This is a genomic window from Phyllobacterium trifolii, from assembly GCF_014192095.1.
GTDB classification, from domain to species: Bacteria; Pseudomonadota; Alphaproteobacteria; order Rhizobiales; family Rhizobiaceae; genus Phyllobacterium; species Phyllobacterium trifolii.
In genome coordinates this window covers 60,974-81,349 of record NZ_JACHXN010000017.1, presented here as the reverse complement: position 1 = coordinate 81,349, position 20,376 = coordinate 60,974, and the positions used below count along the sequence as shown (strand labels likewise).

General features: G+C 55.2%; 20 protein-coding genes and 2 pseudogenes. 12 read left to right on the top strand and 10 right to left on the bottom strand.

Annotation, left to right across the window (positions count from 1 at the left end; genetic code table 11):
- The first annotated feature begins 298 nt into the window (after nt 1-298).
- Nucleotides 299-1,276: a L,D-transpeptidase family protein gene (locus tag FHS21_RS22045; RefSeq protein ID WP_183663971.1), complete on the top strand. Its 978-nt coding sequence runs from the start codon at nt 299-301 to the stop codon at nt 1,274-1,276.
- Between the two features lie 401 nt (nt 1,277-1,677).
- Here FHS21_RS22045 and FHS21_RS22040 read toward each other — a convergent pair whose 3' ends face one another.
- The 3 genes from FHS21_RS22040 to FHS21_RS22030 are packed head-to-tail and all read right to left on the bottom strand — an operon-like array spanning nt 1,678 to nt 4,876.
- On the bottom strand, nt 1,678-2,547 hold the full coding sequence (locus FHS21_RS22040) for a TIGR01459 family HAD-type hydrolase (RefSeq protein ID WP_112525360.1): 870 nt from the start codon (nt 2,545-2,547) through the stop codon (nt 1,678-1,680).
- A complete protein-coding gene (locus tag FHS21_RS22035) occupies nt 2,544-3,815 on the bottom strand; it encodes an FGGY-family carbohydrate kinase (RefSeq protein ID WP_112551829.1) in 1,272 nt (423 codons plus the stop codon). Before FHS21_RS22035 ends, FHS21_RS22040 begins: the two co-directional genes overlap by 4 nt.
- On the bottom strand, nt 3,812-4,876 hold the full coding sequence (locus tag FHS21_RS22030) for a class II aldolase/adducin family protein (protein WP_183663969.1): 1,065 nt from the start codon (nt 4,874-4,876) through the stop codon (nt 3,812-3,814). Before FHS21_RS22030 ends, FHS21_RS22035 begins: the two co-directional genes overlap by 4 nt.
- Before the next feature lie 194 nt (nt 4,877-5,070).
- On the opposite strand from FHS21_RS22030, the gene FHS21_RS22025 reads away from it, so the two are divergent.
- The 6 genes from FHS21_RS22025 to FHS21_RS22000 all read left to right on the top strand — a co-directional run bounded on the left by FHS21_RS22025 (nt 5,071) and on the right by FHS21_RS22000 (nt 11,803).
- Complete coding sequence (locus FHS21_RS22025) at nt 5,071-5,853, top strand: DeoR/GlpR family DNA-binding transcription regulator (protein ID WP_112525354.1); 783 nt, start codon at nt 5,071-5,073, stop codon at nt 5,851-5,853.
- Nucleotides 5,850-7,247 (top strand): FGGY-family carbohydrate kinase, encoded by a 1,398-nt coding sequence (locus tag FHS21_RS22020; protein WP_183663967.1) that lies wholly within the window; start codon nt 5,850-5,852, stop codon nt 7,245-7,247. The genes FHS21_RS22025 and FHS21_RS22020 overlap by 4 nt, the downstream gene beginning before the upstream one ends.
- Nucleotides 7,244-8,803, top strand: a complete 1,560-nt coding sequence (locus FHS21_RS22015) for a sugar ABC transporter ATP-binding protein (protein ID WP_112525350.1) — start codon at nt 7,244-7,246, stop codon at nt 8,801-8,803. The genes FHS21_RS22020 and FHS21_RS22015 overlap by 4 nt, the downstream gene beginning before the upstream one ends.
- Nucleotides 8,804-8,839: 36 nt before the next feature.
- Nucleotides 8,840-9,823 (top strand): ABC transporter permease subunit, encoded by a 984-nt coding sequence (locus FHS21_RS22010; RefSeq protein WP_112525348.1) that lies wholly within the window; start codon nt 8,840-8,842, stop codon nt 9,821-9,823.
- 74 nt (nt 9,824-9,897) lie between these two features.
- Nucleotides 9,898-10,836: an ABC transporter substrate-binding protein gene (locus FHS21_RS22005; RefSeq protein ID WP_112525460.1), complete on the top strand. Its 939-nt coding sequence runs from the start codon at nt 9,898-9,900 to the stop codon at nt 10,834-10,836.
- 67 nt (nt 10,837-10,903) lie between these two features.
- Complete coding sequence (locus tag FHS21_RS22000) at nt 10,904-11,803, top strand: sugar phosphate isomerase/epimerase family protein (protein WP_183663965.1); 900 nt, start codon at nt 10,904-10,906, stop codon at nt 11,801-11,803.
- A gap of 169 nt (nt 11,804-11,972) precedes the next feature.
- On the opposite strand, the gene FHS21_RS21995 is transcribed toward FHS21_RS22000, so the two are convergent.
- On the bottom strand, nt 11,973-12,653 hold the full coding sequence (locus tag FHS21_RS21995; protein WP_183663964.1) for a DUF2161 domain-containing phosphodiesterase: 681 nt from the start codon (nt 12,651-12,653) through the stop codon (nt 11,973-11,975).
- 292 nt (nt 12,654-12,945) lie between these two features.
- Here FHS21_RS21995 and FHS21_RS30820 point away from each other — a divergent pair, with 292 nt between their 5' ends.
- Both FHS21_RS30820 and FHS21_RS21990 read left to right on the top strand, forming a co-directional pair.
- Nucleotides 12,946-13,203 (top strand): hypothetical protein, encoded by a 258-nt coding sequence (locus FHS21_RS30820; protein WP_246411144.1) that lies wholly within the window; start codon nt 12,946-12,948, stop codon nt 13,201-13,203.
- A gap of 252 nt (nt 13,204-13,455) precedes the next feature.
- The gene (locus FHS21_RS21990; protein ID WP_112525344.1) at nt 13,456-13,656 is read left to right on the top strand and encodes a cold-shock protein; all 201 of its coding nucleotides are present in this window, start codon (nt 13,456-13,458) and stop codon (nt 13,654-13,656) included.
- Between the two features lie 304 nt (nt 13,657-13,960).
- On the opposite strand, the pseudogene FHS21_RS21985 reads toward FHS21_RS21990, so the two are convergent.
- Nucleotides 13,961-14,179, bottom strand: a pseudogene (locus FHS21_RS21985) (antifreeze protein); the annotation flags it as partial.
- 257 nt (nt 14,180-14,436) lie between these two features.
- Here FHS21_RS21985 and FHS21_RS21980 point away from each other — a divergent pair.
- On the top strand, nt 14,437-14,712 hold the full coding sequence (locus FHS21_RS21980) for a hypothetical protein (protein WP_112525340.1): 276 nt from the start codon (nt 14,437-14,439) through the stop codon (nt 14,710-14,712).
- Between the two features lie 89 nt (nt 14,713-14,801).
- Here the strand turns inward: FHS21_RS21980 and FHS21_RS21975 are convergent.
- The 5 genes and pseudogenes from FHS21_RS21975 to FHS21_RS21955 form a co-directional block, all read right to left on the bottom strand.
- Nucleotides 14,802-15,359, bottom strand: a pseudogene (locus FHS21_RS21975) (beta-barrel domain-containing protein); the annotation flags it as partial.
- A gap of 173 nt (nt 15,360-15,532) precedes the next feature.
- The gene (locus FHS21_RS21970) at nt 15,533-16,069 is read right to left on the bottom strand and encodes a hypothetical protein (RefSeq protein ID WP_183663962.1); all 537 of its coding nucleotides are present in this window, start codon (nt 16,067-16,069) and stop codon (nt 15,533-15,535) included.
- A gap of 82 nt (nt 16,070-16,151) precedes the next feature.
- Nucleotides 16,152-17,018, bottom strand: a complete 867-nt coding sequence (locus FHS21_RS21965) for an MBL fold metallo-hydrolase (RefSeq protein WP_183663960.1) — start codon at nt 17,016-17,018, stop codon at nt 16,152-16,154.
- Between the two features lie 165 nt (nt 17,019-17,183).
- Entirely contained in the window at nt 17,184-17,321 is a 138-nt protein-coding gene (locus FHS21_RS21960) for a hypothetical protein (protein ID WP_183663958.1), read from the bottom strand.
- Nucleotides 17,322-17,354: 33 nt separating this feature from the next.
- The gene (locus tag FHS21_RS21955; protein WP_183663957.1) at nt 17,355-17,537 is read right to left on the bottom strand and encodes a hypothetical protein; all 183 of its coding nucleotides are present in this window, start codon (nt 17,535-17,537) and stop codon (nt 17,355-17,357) included.
- 101 nt (nt 17,538-17,638) lie between these two features.
- On the opposite strand from FHS21_RS21955, the gene FHS21_RS31230 reads away from it, so the two are divergent.
- Nucleotides 17,639-18,253, top strand: coding sequence for a TetR/AcrR family transcriptional regulator (locus tag FHS21_RS31230; protein ID WP_312879910.1), 615 nt, complete (start codon nt 17,639-17,641; stop codon nt 18,251-18,253).
- A 622-nt stretch (nt 18,254-18,875) separates the two neighbouring features.
- On the top strand, nt 18,876-20,324 hold the full coding sequence (locus FHS21_RS21945; RefSeq protein WP_183663952.1) for an amidase family protein: 1,449 nt from the start codon (nt 18,876-18,878) through the stop codon (nt 20,322-20,324).
- Nucleotides 20,325-20,376: the final 52 nt, after the last annotated feature.

The following is a 20,376-nucleotide window of genomic DNA, read 5'->3' as shown; positions in this document are numbered from 1 at the left end:
GACATGCCGAAAGATCAGTTAGGTCGACTTTTGCTTTTCCGTCGTAAGGCGGAAGAGATGATTTAACGACAGCGGACGTTCCGTGCAGTCAGTATTGCAAATCCAACAGATTCATAATCGCCTGAATCCTGGATATCGCGCATCCAGCGGGCTGACTATGTCCACCACTCCTGTCGCGCAGCTTCAGTAACCGTCTACCGTTACTGCCGGTAATGAAGAGGCGTCATGGAATGTGGCGGCAACCACAGAAGAACAATTACTTTCGGAACATCTTCATCGCAATTCCATTTGAGCTGACATGAAGACTTTTGTTGGAATGTCCACGATCTTCCTGATGGTTTCTATCATCGGCGCTGAAGCCGCAGAGGTCAAACCCGACGCGATCAATTCTGCATCGCTGTCTACAATCCCGGCGGAGCGCGCTTCCAGACCGTCTGCGGATCCCGATCCTGCGGTCGTGCGCCTTCAGGTTCTCCTCGACCGCGCGGGTACATCGCCGGGCGTGATCGACGGCATTTATGGAAAGAACGTTACCAAGGCGGTGGCCAGTTTCGAAAAGATGACGGGAGTGCCGCCGGACGGCACAATCGACCCCGATGTAATCAGCAGGCTGGAAACGGGTGGTCCGATCATAGACACCTACACGGTCACGGCCGACGACGCGAAAGGCCTCGTCGATCATATTCCCATTGACTACGGCGAAAAGGCGAAGATGCCCAGCTTGGGTTACACCAGCGTCGCCGAAAGGCTTTCAGAGCGTTTCCACATGCATATCGACCTGCTGACTGCGCTTAATCCAGGTTCGGATTTCGTCCCTGGGGAGGAAGTCCAGGTAGCGATGCCGGGTCCCCCGCGCCAAGGAAAGGTGGCCCGAATCGAAGCCGACAAGACGGCCGGGCAGGTCACGGCTTACGATAATCGCGATGGCATAGTAGCGGCATATCCCGCGACAGTTGGCAGCGCGGACAATCCTTCTCCAGGGGGAACGCACAAGGTGAAGGGCGTCGCGCGGATGCCCGTCTTTAGGTACAATCCAAAGGTCAACTTTAAGCAAGGGAACAACAACAAGATCCTCACCATCTCCAAGGGCCCCAATGGGCCGGTCGGAAGTGTCTGGATCGATCTAACCGAACCAACCTACGGCATTCATGGAACGCCTGATCCCGAGCTTATCAACAAAGTCGGGTCGCATGGCTGCGTTCGTCTGACGAACTGGGACGCCGAGGAGCTAGCTGGAATGGTGAAGCCTGGCGTCGTTGTCCGGTTTGTCAACTAAAGGTATCGGCCGCCATGTTCCGATCGAATTCCACACGAGATGGGATGGTTGCCGCCCGCCCCTGACGGCATCGCAATGTGCCAATGTTGTGGTGCGTTAACCCGCGAAGCGGAGAAGGCGGCAAAATGAAGGATACGATGATTGGAAGTTTCGCAAAAAGCTCTCACGATCCCAGTTTCTGAAGTTCATAGCGGATCAATCACCTGCGGTCGGACGTTTGTTCAATCGCAAAGCCTGCGAGAAAATGTTCGTTTGAAAATGCCGATAGTGGCCAGTTTCAGCTTGTGCCTAAATGTCCTGATCAATGCCTTAGGAGCTGACGTTTGGAGTTCCAGACTAAGTTCAATCGGATCGAAAAGCGGTCTGCCTCATTTCGTGACCGCACGTTGAATTTGAAACAGCTAGCTGTTATCGACGCAGCCCGATTCAATTTCACGAACGAAGTTTGGCAATATCTGAGGCAGATCGACGTTGAGATGCTGCGACAGACGCTGGAGCTGCGGTACGGGAGTGTCGGCCAAAACGCCAGTTCTGACCAGCGCAGCAGCTATTCCAAACCGGCTGGCACCGACGATATCATGCTCAATGCTGTCGCCGATCGCGACAATCCGCGCTTTGTCCTTGTGTCCGATTATATGCAAAGCATAATCATAGATATCGCGGTACGGCTTACCGACACGCCTGACCGGTCCGCCCATTTCTTCATACAGCATCGCAATCGCGCCAGCAGCAGGCGCCAGCCCTTTCCCGGTCAGCATGCTGATATCGGGATTGGTGCAAATGCACATGGTTTTGCGGGCAGCTGCGGGTGCGAGAAGGTCCCGATATCGTTCCATCGGCACTCGATCGGCCTCACTGCCTGCGATTACCACGAGATCAGCGTCATGCCCGCTATCGGTGCGTATGAAACCAAGACTGTCGGAAAGTGTGCTGTCATTGGCAATCGAGATTGTCAGGCAACGCGTTCCTGCCCGTTCGGGAATGACAAGGGCGCCACTGGTGATGAGATGACGGGCAACATCACCAGATGTTACGAAATGGTCGAACGACAACGCGTCAAATCCTTGTGCAACCAGCCTCTGTGTATTGTACGCGCCCGAACGGCCCGAATTGGACAGAATGACGATTTCCTTCGAACGTGACTTGAGCCAATGCAGCGCCTCTATACTGCCGGGATAGGCCTTGACCCCGTCAAGCAGTACACCGAACTGGTCGATAAAGAAGGTATCGTAGCGCTTCGCCAGGTCTTCGAGCGTGACGTGGTTGTTCATGCGGTTTGCAGTCCCATTAAAACCAGCCGCGCCGTTCCAACAGCCGCCTCGGCAGACAAGCTATCAACAAAGGGCACGTCCATTTTGTTGTGCCGGATCTGGGTCCAGGCTTTGTTCTTCGCACCCCCGCCGACCGTCCGCACGGAGATCGCGGCCGGGCCGCCGAGCTCGTGCAGCCGGTCGTATCCTTGTTTTTCGACCGTGGCTATTCCCTCCAAAATAGCCTGAAAAAATTTGACATCATCGTTCGGACGCGGCGTAAGGCGAGGCGCCATAACAGGATCGTTAACTGGAAAACGCTCGCCGGGCTCGATCAGCGGATAGTAGTCAAGACCGGTTGGCTGATCCGGAGACATGCCCGCACTCAGTTCGCGAAGGCGGTCATCCGCGAAAAAGTTTCGGATCACCGCCCCGCCCGTATTGGAAGCACCGCCAGCCAGCCACATATCACGTACGCGGTGACTATAGATGCCATATTCCGGAGCATTGATTGGCCTGTGCGACGCGATTTTGATCACAAGCGTCGAGCCAAGTGCCGTAACCGCCTCGCCATGGTGTTTGGCGCCCGTGGCGAGAAAGGAAGCGCACCCGTCCGTCGTTCCCGCAAAGAGCATGGCATCTTTCGGGAAATCCACAGTTCTTGCACGGGGAGAAACAGTCCGGAGAGGAGATCCGGCCGGGCAGACAGTCGGCAACAGAGAGCGATCGAATCCTATGCGCTCCATCCAATCGGGCCAACAGCGCGTATTCAGATCAAAGCCTGTCTTCAAGGCGTTGTTTTCATCACTGATGACCAAACCGTCGCCGGCTATTTGAGCTGCTATCCAGTCGGCCTGATGCACCACTTGCGCGATACCGCCGAGCTTCTGAAGACTAAACGCGCGCGCGAGGGGGGACGTATGGCCGCGTGCAGCGCTGTCGGGAGGTGCATGTGCATCGATGGCGGCCAAAATGGCGGTGTCATTGCAGGTATCGTTGTAAAGCGACGCCTCACCCAGAGCCTTACCAGCCGCATCAAGAGCAAGAAGTGAGCCCGACGTCCCATCGACCGCAATGCCACGAACGCCATCCAGGCGAACTTCTGTTGCAAGTTGCTTCAACGATTGTCGAACGTGACGCCACCAAGCCTCGGGTTTTCGACGTTCCTCGGCAGAACCGTAAGATGACAGCGCCATGCCGACAATATTGCCGAGCTCGCCAAGTGCCGCCACCCGCACACCAGATGTGCCAAGATCAACGCCAACGGCAATCGCTCGGTTCTGATTCATAGTCGCGCCGTTTCCCGGTCGAGGGCCTGGCGATACTGTTCGGCCTCCCAATTTGACAGTTCCGCTTCCTGTTCGCCACTCAAATAGGAAATTTGCGCCCCTTCCGGAATGCGGGTGACGACTTCCGCCAGGCAGCGCGCCATAGTCTCGCCGCCGGCAGTCAGATCACGCAAAAGCAGAACCCCCTTGCCAGGCGCCACAACGAGCTTTGGTTCTGGTTGTCCCGACGATCCGCTGTCCTTCAACAAGGCTTCGATTGGGATTGTGTCATTGATGATGCCGATGGTTCGTCCCAAGAAAATGATGTGATCGGGATAAAGTGTCCCGCCAAGAGCGAATGCGACTCCAGCAGCATCCATAGCCAAATCATGAATTTGAGGATCGTCAGGCAAGCGATACCCGCTCCCTTCAGCAGCCCGTTTCAGCCACGGCTGATCGGCTTTCGAAGGTTGGCGACGCGAAGTGGCAAGGGCAGCTGTAACCTTCTCGATGCGGTCATCCACTTCATCGACCGATTGGCCTGCAATGATAATGCCATGGTTCTGCAGAACCAGAATGTCCGGCTTGCGATCCACCACCTTGGCGATTTCCTGCGCCAATGGAATCCCGGGTCTGCAATAGGGTATCAAGGTCCAGCTCAATTCTGGCACATAAGCAGCCAGCAAAGCCGCTATTTCCGCTTCGCTGTTTTCAATCACGCAGCGCGCAATGGTGTTGACGCAATGGAAATGCGCCACGACGGGCTGGCGGATAAGAGCATGGAAACTGGTTTCAATCGAAGGACGCAGATTGGAATGATTCAGCGCATCCACAATGAAATCGGTCGCCTTTTCCGCACGCTCGTCGCGTGCAGCAATCGCTTCAAGCAAGGGCTTCGTCTCGACAGGAACCATGATGTCTCGCTCCAGTGCATGAGCAAGCCATGTTCCCGACGCCTTGACCCACATCATCCCATCGCGCTTTAGCGACACATTGCCGCCAGCGCCCTGCGTACGTGTGATGTCGGTACCCAGCCGGAAGGAAAGTTGCTTGAGTACTTCAAGTTCGACTGACGTGACCATTCCTTGATTTAAAACCTTCGACAACGTTGCGTCCGCCGGCTCGCAAGCATTGCGCCGGTGTCGTGACTTAAATATCTAGAAAGATGTACTTACGTCAATAGTGATTAAATTAAATCAGCTTCTTGACAAAATGGGCCACATCATGAGTAATCTTCGTCACGTAGCGTTGGGAGGCGGCCGCAAGGGAGTGATATGTGAACGATTTTGATCGTCATCATCAGATTATAGAAATCGTGAAAGAACGGCCGTTTGCTTCGGTGCGCGACCTTCAGGAAATGCTTGGTGTTTCCGCTGCTACTATTCGCCGGGACATCGACAAACTCCACGATGGCGGACAGGTTCGTAAGGTCTACGGAGGTATCTCCGCACCTGAAGGAGTGGCTTCCGGTCGGTTATCGGCCCGCTATTATGACGAAAACCGCGATCTGGCCGTTGAGGCCAAGCGTGCCATAGCGGCAACGGCAGAGACGCTCATCCGCGACGGCGATTCCGTTATCATTCATGGAGGCTCCACCTGCTTTCAACTTGGAGTGCGTCTTGCCAAACGCAATATCCGCATCTTCACAAATTCCATGCCGCTTGCCGCTTACCTAGGCGAGCGAGGCACATGCCAATTGGTGGTGGCAGGCGGGGATCTGCACCGCGAACCAGGCATCATTCAATCTGCCGGCGCGGCCGCGCCCGCCTTTTTTGCCACCAAGTTCTTTGTTGGTACGCAAGGAGTGAGCGTGTCCGGTCTGCAGGAGTCGCATCCGCTTCTCGTGAAGGCTATCCAGGATCTAAGCACATGCGCCGACCAGATCGTGGTGCTGGCCGACAGCCGAAAGTTCGCCACCCGCGCCAGAAATATTGCGCTGCCCCTTTCGCGCATTGGCACGATCATTACGGATGATGGACTAAAGGACGCCGATGCAAAAATGCTCGTCGATGAAGGCATTTCAATCCTGATTGCACAGCTCAACGGAGGCGATGCATGAGCTTGGCAGTATTTGACCTTGGCAAGACCAACACCAAGCTCTTCGTCTTCAACGAAGCAGGCGGGATCATCCATGAAAGCCGGATACAGCCAAAATGGCGAACGGTTGACGACCTGACCGTGCTTGACGAGCACGCCATGTTTGAATGGATGCAACAAGCGTTAAAGGACACCACACCGGTTCACAATATTACGGGGATCATGATATCTGGTCATGGCTGCACATTCGCTCTTGTCGATGACACGGAACTGACACATCCGATTTTGGATTACGAACAGGAACCACCGACCGAAATCGCTGAAAGGATTGACGATCGCATACCAGGCTTTCCAGAGACGTTTTCGCCACGGCTTCCCCTCGGCTTTAATTACGGTCGACACATGCTTTGGCTTGCAGAACGGTCTCCTGAAAGCTTCGCCAAGACAAAATCGATCCTTGGCTATCCACAGTTCTGGAGCTGGAAATTTTCCGGGATCCCCGTAAACGAAGTTTCTTATCTTGGGTGCCATTCGCATCTATGGGCGCCGCTACGAAAAGATTTCAGCAGCCTCGTCGATGCAATGGGCTGGAAAAGCAAAATGCCTGCATTCGCACGGGCGGGTGCAGTGCTCGGTTCCTATGATTTGAAACTTCCGGACGGCTCCATGCGGACACTTGCCGTGCACAACGGAGTTCACGACAGCAATGCTGCACTTTATTTTTATCGTTCACTTGGGCTCTCCGATTTCACCCTTGTATCCACGGGAACCTGGGTAATTATTTTCAATCCGAATTGCCCCCTCGGCTCGCTCGACGCGGGTAAGGACATGCTTGCCAACGTCAGCGTCGATGGAGAACCGGTTGCAACTATACGCTTCATGGGTGGGCGCGAATTTGATGTCATTAGTCAGGGCTGGGTCAAATCCATCGAACCCCATGATATAGAACGCATTATCGAACGCTCGATATTCGCACTTCCCTCATTCGCCCCTGGCGGGCCGATGCCGGGGCAAAAAGGTGTGGTGGTGGGACCCAAACCGAACCCAGAAGATCGAGCCGCAGCGGCCTTCCTCTACGTCATTCTGATGACCGATCTGTCGCTGGACGAAATCCGGTCATCCAGTACTGTTGTCGTCGATGGTGGGCTCAACCGCTCGGGCCTGTTCGCGTCGCTTCTCGCACAACTCCGTCCCGCACAGACAATAGTTCAAAGCAGCAGCATCGAAGGCAGCGCTACCGGCGCCGCCGCGTTGGCGTTCGAATCAAAGGGGCTGACACCACCCGGCCAGCCACCTATTCCGGTCGCGGCCGCGTCAATAACCGGACTGGCCTCATACAGGGATAGTTGGCGTCAACAAGCGGTGGAGCGACGGCCAGTAGCCTTGGCTTCAGCACCCCTGGAAAGCACGCCATGACATCGACACCTGGATCATCTGTCGCTAACAAACCTGTCCTGGAAATGCGCGACATCTCCAAAACATTTGGCACGATAAAAGCCCTGAGCAATGTCTCTCTCATCGTTCATCCTGGCGAAGTGCATGCCTTGATGGGTGAGAACGGTGCGGGCAAGTCCACACTGATGAAGGTATTGTCAGGCGCATACAGAGCTGATCCTGGCGGGGAGATATTGATCGACGGTGTGCCGGTCATCACGGGTGATCCGCTAAAAGCGAAGTCGAGCGGCATAGCCGTCATCTATCAAGAGCTTTCCCTGGCAGCCAACCTCACCGTTGCGCAAAACATCTTTCTCGGCAACGAGATTGCCAGGTTTGGATTTATCGATCGGGCTGCAATGGCAGACCGGGTACAGCCTCTGTTGGACAGTCTCGGCGTGAGCTTCAAGTCACTGACAAAGGTGGAACAGCTGTCCTTGGGCGAGCGACAACTGGTTGAAATAGCGCGTGCCCTGTCAACGGATGCCCGCATCATCGTTATGGATGAGCCGACCACATCGCTGACCACGCGGGAGACTGAAAAACTCTTTGGCGTAATTGCCGCGCTCAAGGCCCAAGGTATTGCCATAATCTACATCAGTCACCGTATGGAAGAGGTTTATCAACTTGCCGACCGGGTCAGTGTTCTGCGCGACAGCGCTTATGTTGGCACGCTCGCAAGGGAAAACCTCTCCGCCAAGGCATTGGTTTCGATGATGGTCGGACGCGATATCTCGTCGTTCTATAAAAAAGCCCATCGACCACCTGCAGCGGGACGACCGATCGCCATGCGTGTGCGGGACATGTCCGATGGCAGGCGAGTTCACGCTTGCTCATTTGATCTCTACAAGGGGGAAGTGGTTGGTATTGCAGGGCTTGTCGGGTCGGGACGGACAGAGCTTGCGAGACTCATCTTTGGCGCCGACAAACGCATCTCCGGCACGGTGGAACTCGATGGCGAGGCTATCGCGATCAGCTCGCCACGCGAAGCGCTCAATGCCGGCGTTGCTTACCTGACCGAAGACCGCAAGGCTCTTGGCCTGTTTCTTGACATGAGCATTTCGGACAATATCAACATGGGGGTACTCGGTGACGATGCAAGATATGGCGCAATTCTCGATTTCGATAGAGCAAAGCGACGGGCGACCGCCGCAATTTCCAATTTTGCCATTCGCACACATAGTGCCGACATCAACACGGGAAGCCTTTCTGGAGGCAACCAGCAAAAAGTGCTGCTTGCAAGGCTGATCGAGACTAACCCCCGCGTTGTCATTCTGGACGAACCGACCCGCGGGGTGGACGTTGGGGCAAAATCAGAAATCTACCGCCTTATCGACGATCTTGCGCAACGAGGGATCGCCATCCTCGTCATCTCCAGTGAATTGCCGGAAATTATCGGAATTGCCGATCGCGTACTTGTCATGCGCGAAGGGCGGATTGCAGGCGAGATTGCCGCCACGCCGGACAATCCAATCCACCAGGAAGCAATCATGCATCTCTCCACCCAGGCTAATTCTCCCGAGGAGGTTAACGCATGAGACCACGTCTTCACTCAATATTTTGCAGGCAGGAACATGACTGAATCCACAACCACCTCCACGCAATCGGGTCCATCGCGCATCCGCACGTCGGTAGCAGCCCTTGGAATGTTGCCTGTTTTGGTAATCCTCGCCATCGCCTTCCAGCTCATCAATGCGCGCTTCATGACGGGAGCAAATCTTTCCATTGTCATGCAGCAGTCCTCGATCAACACCGTGCTCGCGGCGGGCATGACCTTCGTTATCCTGACAGGCGGCATAGACCTGTCGGTGGGATCGATACTCGCCGTTTCCGCCATGGTTGCGGTGATCATATCGCTCATTCCAGACTTCGGCATGCTGGGCGTGCCGGCCGCTGTGCTCGTTGGTCTGTTGTTCGGATTGGCAAATGGACTTCTGATCGCCTTTATTCGGCTACCGCCCTTTATAGTTACGCTCGGCTCGCTGACGGCAGTGCGCGGGGTTGCACGGCTCCTTGGTGGAGACACCACCGTTTTCAACCCTGCGCTCCCCTTCGAATTTATCGGTAACGGAAAATTTCTGGGCGTACCCTGGCTCGTCATCATCGCGGTCGTTGTGGTCCTTCTGTCCTGGCTGCTCTTGCGACGAACCGTGCTCGGGACCTGGATTTATGCAGTTGGCGGAAATGCGGAAGCAGCGCGCCTGACCGGCATCAAGGTGCCTCTCGTACTTGTTTTCGTCTATTCGGTTTCGGGCATGCTTGCCGGCCTTGGCGGGGCCATGTCGGCCGCCCGGCTTTACGCGGCAAATGGCCTGCAACTGGGGCAGTCCTACGAACTCGATGCCATCGCGGCGGTCATTCTCGGCGGTACAAGTTTCGTCGGCGGCGTTGGTTCTATCTGGGGAACATTTATCGGCGCGCTGATCATAGCCGTTCTCTCCAATGGTCTAATTCTCGCCGGTGTATCGGACATATGGCAGTACATCATCAAAGGTTTGGTCATCATCGCGGCTGTCACTCTGGACCGATACCGGCTCCAGGGAGGTGTCAGGACGTAGTGAACGATCAGGAGACGCCGGCTCTATACCGGTTCACAAAGGTGCCCGCAGAAACGGCACAAATGGAGGAATGCATGATTCATTTTAAAAGACTGCTTTGTGGGGTCGCGGTTACAGCGATGTTTGTGGCGCCAGCATCTGCGGCAGAGCTCAACAAGGTTGGTATATCCGTTGGACTTCTCGGCAACCCTTTTTTCGTCGCCACCATCAAAGGCATTGAAGACGCGGCAAAAAAAATCAATCCGAATGTCCAGGTAACATCGGTCTCCGCCGACTACGATCTCAACAAGCAGTCATCGCAAGTTGACAGCTTCATCGCCGCAGGCGTGGATGTCATCATGCTCAACGCGGTCGACGCCAGTGCGATCGCGCCTGCCGTTAAGAAAGCGCACGACGCGGGCGTGCTCGTCGCAGCCTTTGATGTTTCGGCGCCCGGTGCCGACATCACCGTGATGACCAACAATATCAAAGCTGGTGAACTCGCCTGCCAGTATCTTGTCGATCAGACAGGTGGCAAGGGAAACTACGTCATCATAAACGGCCCGGCCTCCTCCTCCATCCTTGACCGCGTCAAGGGATGCAAGGGCGTGCTGGAAAAACATCCCGATATCAAGATTCTCTCCGATGATCAGAATGGCGAAGGTTCGCGCGATGGCGGCTTGAAAGTGTTCCAGAGCATTTTGACGCGCTTTGACAAGATCGATGCTGTTTTTGCGATTAATGATCCGACAGCAATCGGTGCCGAGCTTGCGGCAAAGCAGCTTGGACGGTCGGAATTCATCATCACAGCAGTCGATGGAGCGCCTGACATCGAGGCTGTTCTCAAGACGGGCACCTCACTGATAAAGGCGTCAGCCTCCCAGGATCCTTACACGATGGCAGGACAGTCGCTCGATCTGGCGGCGAAGCTCCTTGCGGGTGAAAAACCTGCGGAGACTACGATCCTGCTGGACCCCGTCCTCATCACCAAAGACAATTTGGGAGAATATAAAGGCTGGACCGCGGCGCGATAAGGTCAGACAAAACACGCAGCCGGTGAAATTCCGGCTGCCACTCACTTCAATCGAAGAAGGCTCGATCATGTCCAAGCTTGGAATTCATTCTTTCGTCTGGAGCGCAGGCTCGTCGCAGGCAGAACTTGAAGATGCTCTTAAGATGACCTTAGAACTGGGATTTGATTTGATCGAATTTTCCTACCTCGATCCCCGCCAGGCCGATGTGGCATGGCTCGCCAAAAGGATCGACGCCTGTGGGCTGGGCGTCGCGGTCAGCATGGGCCTTCCGCGTGATGGCGACGTGTCGAGTGACGATCCATCGGTCGTTGCTAACGGTGTGACAATACTTGAAAGGGCAATTGCATTAACACGTGATCTCGGTGGGCAGAAACTGGCGGGCATCTTATCATCGTCCCATGGCAAGCAGGAGCAGGCACCCACTGCACGCGCCTGGAAGACCAGTGCCTTTACTTTGGCGAACGCGGCACATACTGCAAAGAGCGCCGGCGTCACGCTCAATCTTGAAATCGTTAATCGTTTCGAGAGCAATCTTCTCAATACGGTTTCACAAGGGCTCGCTTTCATCGAAGATACGGGTTCCGATAATATCTTTCTTCATCTCGATACCTTTCACATGAACATCGAAGAGGCCGATATTGGTCTCGCTTTGCGCCACGCCGGGGATAAGATCGGATATGTGCATTTGGGCGAAAGTCATCGCGGTTATCTGGGAACAGGCAACATCAATTTTGCCGCGATATTCGATGCATTGAGGGCGATCGGGTATGACGATTATCTAACATTCGAGTCCTTCTCTTCGGAAGTTGTAGACGAGGACTTGTCTCTGAAGACAGGTATCTGGCGGAACCTTTGGTCAGATAACGTCGCATTGGCGAAACATGCACACCGTTTTATCGATCTTGGTTTGGAGACTTCCAGGTTAAAAATGGAGTTGATGAAGGCGGAGCATAAGGCAAACCATTAAGTGGCAAATCGAATGGTTTCGCATTTTTGATGACGGCAAGATGCTATGATGCGGATGGAATGCTGGCCCGCTCTGTCATCTTTCAGCCCTTCAGGCCGATTGCCGGGCGCAGAGCGCAAGCCATCGAAGGCGCGATCCTCTCTAACGCACATTGGCATGAGACAAACACTCAAGTGCCGTGGCTACTGGCTCCCTGCACATCCGGCTGCGGCCATCGCTGCAGCGCGATGCGGCCAGCTTCCGTCAACGCATAGACGCCCCTATCGAGGCGCTCAAACCAGCCATAAACATTCGAAAGCAATATCTTGCCCGCGTCCGGTACGGTGGTTCTGATATCACGCACGCGCAGCGGTCCTGCCGTCAGCGTTGCCGCACAGGCAAGCGCCTGCTGCCGATATGCCGTCATAATTGGCGTGCGGGTACTACCACCAAGCACCGGATCTCCGCGTCGTTTCTGGTGTTCGCGCATAAGCCTCGAACGCCGCTTTGGATCGGTCCGCGGCATTGGTGATACGGAGCCGACGATGACACTGACCTCGCCGGCATCGGAAATGCCCAGCATGCCAACGCCAAGCCTGCGGCAGAGGTTGCGGTAGCGTTTGTCGGCTTCACGACCTTTGCCGCTGGACGATATCCGGGCAGCGATCCACACCTCGTTTGAAACGGTCGACCGGTCGACCGCCTGCAATATGAGCTCCAGATTGAAACTCAATTTTAGCTCGGCGACCACGACAACAGGCGGATCGTCACTACTGAGGCCGACAAGATCGCAGCCGCCAACCTCGCCCTTGACGACGTAACCTGCCTTTTCGAGAAAGCTTTTTACCGGCAGATAGAGCGAAGTTTCCATGTATACAGATCAAATCGGAGAATCGTTTCACAAAAAACTACACCGATATGGCCGCTATGGACACCGCATTTGCCGCGCATTGAGGCGTATCTAACCCACGACCCCGCTGAAATCTTTTCGATCCCAACGCAAGATTCGGCCTGTTCAATTGCAGAACCTGCCAGAAACCTTCCTTTGAAAATGCCGATAATAGGGCATTTGTCATGAACTTGGGTAGCTTACCTTGCGAACGGGTTTGATGTTATATTTTGCCTTCGTTGCCAAACTCGAAGAACCTGACAGGACCCAATTAATGATCGAGAGTGACACAAGGCAGGCAGATTGGCGTCGCGCGAACCCGAAACAATATGATGCCCGTTTGGCGGTGCAAAGAGCGCTGAAAGCTGGACCGTTGGAAAGACTCGCCTGTGAAGTCTGCGGTATTGAAGCTGTCGACGCTCATCACGATCAATACGATGAGCCACTGCACGTCCGTTGGCTATGCCGGCGACATCACACTCGCCTTCATCACTATGGGGAAGACATGTTTCCAATCAAATCGACAATTTGAGATACCAAGAGACTTGGCCTCCTTAAAAAAGCGCAATCATCGACCCTATTGTCCCGATCAAGCAGGGTGTTGAATCTGCCACCGGCAGCAGCGGTACTGAACAACGAGGGTTGCCGATCATGCAAGTCAGCTTCGCGCTGTGTGGAATAACTGATATATTGTCCTTGCGGCCCGAACGCATTGCGAATGAAGTTCAACGGCTATAGGTTTTTTCCAACGGCAACCAGCTGTTGAACCTTTGAGGACAAATCTATGGCGACCGGCACTGTTAAGTTTTTCAATGCACAAAAGGGGTTCGGGTTCATCACGCCCGAAAGCGGAGGCACGGACGTGTTCGTGCACGTGTCCGCTCTTCAGGGTGACTCGTTGAGCGAAGGGCAACGTGTGAGTTACGATTTGGGGCAAGATCGCAAGACTGGAAAATCGAAAGCCGAAAACGTCCGCATACTTTGAGTCGACGCTGGCTTCGAATCGATTGAGCCCTACACGGTCTGCGGAAGCACACCGAACTTAATTCATAGACGTCGTGTCTGGCACCTTTTGGCCCTAATGCGGCGCTTTACTTTTTGGGTGTCCCATACGAGGCACTATGCGATCCTTGACGCACGGAACGAAAACATCAAGGCGGTTTGTTGTCCAGGGCGGGTTTCTGACTCGTGCCTAAATGTCCGCTGTCTTTTAACCAAGCCAGCCAGATCATCGTCGGATTTCCGCAGCAGCAAGCGGGTCCGCAGTGGCCCGCTTGCTGCCTTTGTCACTAGCTCTTGAGGCGGGAATTGCACAAGCTGTAATAGCCGCCGCCTTTCTGAATCCACTTCAGTCCTCCAAGCGAGTTGTTCTGTTTGTTGGCATAGTATTGTTCCAGGCACGTGTGCATGCGCGCCTTGCCTGCGCTTTCACTGGAAAACTTGGTGGCAACAGCACTCGGGAATCCCACCCCGCGCGGCGCGGCTGTCGTCGGTGCTGCCGGCTCGCCCTTGTATGTGGCGGTGTCAGGGGTCGGAGCAGTCTCGTCATCATACCAAGGCATGTCTGTTTGTTCTTACGAAAACCATACTTTTGTATAACAAAATGTAACGGGGACTATAAAGCGTGAACAAGCAAACTTTTGTCTTACAGGGCGTAACAATCGGCCTACCGCCGCTGTTTTAAAATATCTCGATCCTGCAATTGTGCGCCTTCGGATGCACTATTCGGCGTTGGTTTTTTTCCGGGAAGAAATATCCCCGACCGATGATTGAAGGCCAGCAAAATGGTGAGCCGGTCTTCAAGAACTGTTCCAGGCTAGCCGACGAGGTCATTGCGATCGTGATTGCCGCCGACTGGCACCGGGGTTCCAATCGGGCCAAAAGCAAGGTCTGGATATCAGCGGACACAGGCAAGTTCCTGCGAACAGAGAGGATTTTCACCGCTGTCGCACTTGGATACGGCCCGCAGGTTGGAGCAACGGCCGTTGAGATCTCCACCTACGACCGTACCGTCGAGCCTCCAGCGCCGTTCGACCAATGATCGATCTGGAGCGGAAAATTTGGCCACCACTCGACGTCTCGGCTTTCTCATCATCGCCTATGTCCGGTTGCTACCGCTGCATGTTTTGTTTACCGCTCCTGCATGGCTTGCGATGAAATCGGCGAGCGGCGAAAACAAATACTCCGAGATCCGCCGCTTTTTGACTTATACCGTCACAGACATTCCCCGCAACAGCAGCATTTTCCTGCCGTCGATCTCGATGGTGGTGGTGTCGGGTTTGATCGTCACCGGGAACACAAGGTTCTGCATGCGTTGAACATTGCCGGTGGGAATGATGCTCTGTAGTTCTTTCGCTGCCGCGCCCTCCAGCTGCTGTGCATCTGGTTCGGGGATGGCATCGGTGGCAACCCGCGTGACGCGTCTTCGATGGTACCGTAGCGGGTAAAAGGAAAGGCCTTGATCTCGATGACGGCGGGCTGACCGGCGGCGATAAAACCAATCTCGCGGTTGGGAAGATATGCTTCGATCTGGAGCGTGCCATTGCTCGGGACAATGCGCATCAATTCGCCTCCCGCCGTTGCCACCTGGCCGATGGTGGTAATGGCCGATGTCTGGACCGTTCCGTCGATCGGGCTCCTGATGGTCATCGACTGACGCCGTTTGTTGGCCTTGATCAGTTGCTGTTCATGCCGCGGGACTGGCACGGGCAGGCCTGGCTCTGGTGCAACCGGCAACCAAGCCGCGGGGGCGAGTGGATCAATCCTTTAGGGAACTTGAGCCGGGAACTTCGTTCCATATCGAGCTCAATATCCAATTACACATCACCAGATGCCACAAGGAGGATTTCATTGTCATGGGCCTATTGAGCCGGAGTGGCCGACGTCGTGGACGGCACGGGCAGGATGATTTCCGAGGCGACCTTCCAGTCCTTCCCGATCTTCTTCCAGTTGATGATCATCAGGAACGGCTTGGGAGTTCCGTCCTGTCCAGCATAGGAGACGGTAATCTCCATAGGCGCATAAGATTCGGCGATATCGGGGGTCAGCCCGACGATCTTGAGTTTGGATAGATCGGGCGTTAACACGACAGGGCCTGAGGCCGCTATATCGTGCAGTTTCTGATCGATCGCGTCGTTGCCCCAGAAGCCTGCCCAGTTGCCTTCGGATGGGATCGCACTCTTCGCGACCAGAAGAGCGGCGGGTGACTGCCAGAAAAGCGCGTGCAGACCCTTGATGTCATGCTTGTTCGCCAGCTCCATGAGCTTGCTGAAGCGCGTTTCGATCGTGCGGATGGTGCGGGTGTCCAGCAGGTCATTGTTGGCTGCCGAGGCTGGTGTCGCGAAGCTCGCGAGAACACTTGCCAGGGTGACGGTAGCGGCAAAGAGCATTTTTTGCATTGTATATCCTCTGTTCCAATGCGTTTTTTGAAATATGGCTGCAGGAGAAGGGGCCGATCACGACGGTCGCTCTTCTCTGTACTCAAACCTGTTTCTTGGCAGTGTTTGCAGCTCCCCAGAGCGAGCCGACATTGACGCGATTGGGATAAAGCTGCAGCATTGCGTCATAGAGTTCGCGCGCGGTCACTGTCGTCTCGTTCAGACGATTGAAGTCGCGGATATATTGCCGTGTCTCGCCGATAATGCGCGGATCATCAGGATTTTCCGGTATCTTGTGCCCGGCGATTACCGTGCGGGGAGCAAGGGCTTCGAGCCTATCCAGCGTCGAAACCCATTCGAGCCGGCTCTCGATCGTGGTTTCACCGAGATAGGGGTGGATGCCGTTGTAGACGACGTCGCCCCCGACGATCAGGCCGGCCGATGGGACATGCAGGCATGTCGACACTGCTGTATCGGTCCGCCCTGCGTTCACCGCCACTAGGGTGTGCCCTTCCAATTCCAGCTCATTGTTTTCCAGCGCTTCGGCGACAAGTAGCTGCTCGGGTATCTGCCCTGGAAAAAGCCTGCGCCAGAAGTTCTCAACCGAGGCCGGCGACAGGTGGTCATGCATGGCCCCCACCACGGCCGGCGTCGCATAGGCCCTGGCGCTCGGAAAGCGTTCGAGGAGCGGCGCCAGGCCGAAGAAGTGATCACCGTGCCCGTGGGTTATATAGATTGCCCTGAGATTCTTGCCGCTGGCGGCAACCCAGTCCGACAAAGCCTGTGTTTGTTCGATGGTGAGGAAGGTGTCGACCAGGACCGCGTCGCGCTCGCCGTAGATGAGCGTCGATGAATTCGCCACCCACATCAGCTCCTCTTGGCCGGGCGGTACATCGCGACTGAGCCCCGGACGCTTGATATTGAGTGTGCTCCAGCCAAGTCCGCTATTTAAGGCTGTGTTTGCGCTCATGATTGTCTCCATGACTTGAGAAAAGGTGGATTGTCGGTTCGGGCAAAGAGGGAGCGCGGTGGAACAGTTAAGCATCAGGCGCTGCGAGATTCAGGCGGGCCTGTCGGTGGCGACAGCCTCCGCCATTGGAAATTAATCGAGATAGGGGCAAATGGCCGCCCGGGATCAAAGCATGCCGCCTAGCTTCAGGCGCGCTTTCGTAAGCTGCAAGTGCAACGTCGGTGCGGTAATCTTGTCTTGGCGCGTTACCACAAGAAGCAGTGTCGCCGAGACGCGCAAAATCCGGTTGCAGGGCTGGTACATCCGGGCGGCTCCTGTCGAGCGAAGCGTACCTCATTATGCCAATGGTCCAGCGGGATAGGCTGCAAATGCTTTGGAAAGACGCTCGAGGCCGTTTTCTCCGGTCCGGTGGAGCCCATGCGCCACAGGACGCGGGCCCGACACCTCGGTCAGAAACAACCAAGCAGGCAGCTCAATTCCGTCATCGACGAGAATTTCTATGTCCAGCCTTAAAACCACAGCTTTTTCTCCCTGCCGCAGATACCGTTCTTGACACCGCTCGTGCAGAAGCGATAATTATAAAGTGACCGGTCGGAATTAATTAGTCAAGGATGCATTGCGTGAAATCTTCGCCTGCTGCCCGACGGGGCCCGAAACCAAAGCCCGGCACTCGCGACAATCTCGTCAAGGCGGGGTTGCAGATGTTTTATGCTGAGGGATATGCCGCGACGGGCGTTCAGGGCATCGCTGAGAGGGTCGGAGTTCCCAAGGGGTCATTCTATAATCATTTTGCAAGCAAGGAAGTTTTCGGTGCTGACGTCCTTGATGCTTACTTCAACCGAAATGAGGACAAGCTTCGCAGCATGCTTTGCGATGCCGAAATTGCACCGCTTGCCCGCCTGGAAGCTTATTTTGATGAGCTGATCGAAGCGTTCAGGGCGGCCGGCTTTGTGAGAGGTTGCCTGCTCGGAAACATCAGTGCGGAGGTTGCTGATCACAGCGCCCTCATGCGTGAGCGTCTCGTGAAACATTTCGCAGCGTGGAGCGGATATTTCGAAACCTGTATCGCCCAAGCGCAGGATGACGGCGCGATCGATAGTCGTATGCCGGCAGAATTGCTAGCTCGCTTCGTACTGAACAGCTGGGAGGGTGCATTGTTGCGCATGCGGGCCGATAGGAGCGATGAACCTCTACTCGAATTCAAGTCGATAGTTTTCAGTGTCCTACTTACTTAGCGATGGCTACGAGCGGCGGCGGCCAAGGGCAGTCGCCGCGTTGGCACGAGACATTTGCTTCGAGATTCGAGGACAAAGCTAAATACGTCGAGGGCTCGACCTGCCGATAGTGAATTAAAAGCAGTGAGCAAGCGATGCGCAGTTTCCCTGCTCTCTTTGACGGCCGTAGCCACTCTTTATCGTTGGTGAGAACGCTGCAAGAATGGCTGTTCACCAGTGCGCATTTTATGCTCCCTTCCGCAGCTTATACCACGCGAGATGCCAAGTGCCGGCTCGACGGCGAAATAAGTTGGTGCTCGGGTCCTGGGCGAACTTTTCGCAAATTCCAAGCACACCTCTGCTGGGCAATCTCGCGAATTGTCCCAGCCCTATACGGCCCGTTCGGCCTGGCTGCGGATTGTCTCGTCGCCTTTTGCCACCGCAGGGTCCATCCATCCAGAAATGACTTCGTCGCGGTTCTCTCGCGTCCTCTACTTTAGTGAACCGCCAGCAAAACGCCTTTAAAAAAGCCCGTTGCATTATGATCATAATTTGATATTATGTTCGTACTCCAATAGTTGAGCTTCATAGCCGGTGTTCCACGCGGCGCTCTATCAACACGCAAATGAAAGTGAGGATTCCGATGCAAAAGGAAGTACAGTCAGGTCAGACCGGCAATGCCGCTGGTTTCGAAGCGATCGGTGTTGCACAAGCTGCTCGCGCCATTAACAGCGGCGACTTCACGGCAGAGTCATACGCTGAAGCACTTCTCGAGCGTGCCCGGGAACAGTCGGATATCAAGGCTTTCATCACGATTGACGAAGAGGCTGTTATTGCCGCGGCGCGCAAGGTCGACAAATCCCGATCCGTTGGCGCGTCCGGTCCCTTGCTTGGCGTTCCTCTGGGCGTCAAGGATAGCTATTTGACAAGCGGCCTGCGCACGACTCTCGGCGTCAGCAATCTGAAAGATTTTGTACCCGCGCAAGACGCCGAGGTCGTCAGTGCAATCAAGGAAGCCGGGGCAATTGTATTCGGAAAGAATAACCTCGTTGAGATGTCCTACGGGTTGACTGGCGACAACAATCCCTATGGCCAGGTGCAAAACCCTCGCGCTCATAATCGGGTCAGTGGCGGATCGTCAAGTGGGTCTGCCGCAGCCGTCGCTGCCGGGATCGTACCTGCAGCTTTCGGAGGAGACACCGTCGGTTCGATCCGCGTGCCAGCATCGCTGTGCGGAGTGGTTGGTTTTAAGCCAACGACAGGACGCTGGCCGCGAAACGGTGTCGCGCCGATCTCCCACGTTCTCGACACGACTGGCGTCTTCGCCCGCACTGTCGAAGATTGCGAGCTCATCGATCAGATTGTCACTAACGCTCCTCCTGCATTGATGGGACCCGAACCGGGCAGCCTCAAGGGCGTCAGGTTCGCATATGCACCGAAGCAATATCTGGACCTGGTCGACGCAGAAGTTGAAGCGCGTTTCAGAGACATTATACGCAGACTGCACGACGCCGGAGCCGAGATCGTTGAGATCGACTTGGGAGAAGGCTTTTCAGCGCTTGCCGACACAACAACATGGAACATCTTCTTCCATGACACGATGCATGCGATTGCCGATTTCCTTGAAGATAATGCTATTCCCACGTCATTCGAGGAGATTTACCGAGACCTTAAGCCGGGTCTGAAAGAGGCGTGGCAGCATCATGTACTGCCGAGTGGATCCCAATGGCTTTCTCAGGATGTTTATAACGTGGCATTGGCAAATGATCGGCCCGAAATCCAGCGGCGATTCAAAGACGCCTTCGCGACAAGTGGGGCTGAGGCGCTTCTTTTCCCGACGACCCCCTGCACGGCACCGGAGATCGGAAAAGAGAACCTGTTTTCAATCGCAGGGCGGGAGGTTACCTACGCTGCTTTAGCGAAGAACACTGTTCGAGCAAGTGGTGCGGGCCTTCCAGGGATCAGCCTCCCCATGGGCAATGCGAGCAACCATCTTCCCATCGGCCTTGAGATCGATGCTCCCTTGGGTGGTGATCGCAGACTGTTGGAAATCGCCCCTCGGGTGGAGACGCTCGGTATCTCGTCTCTTTGAAAAACAAACCGGACAAGAGTCTCAACCAACTCTAATTAAAAAGGGCCCCTAA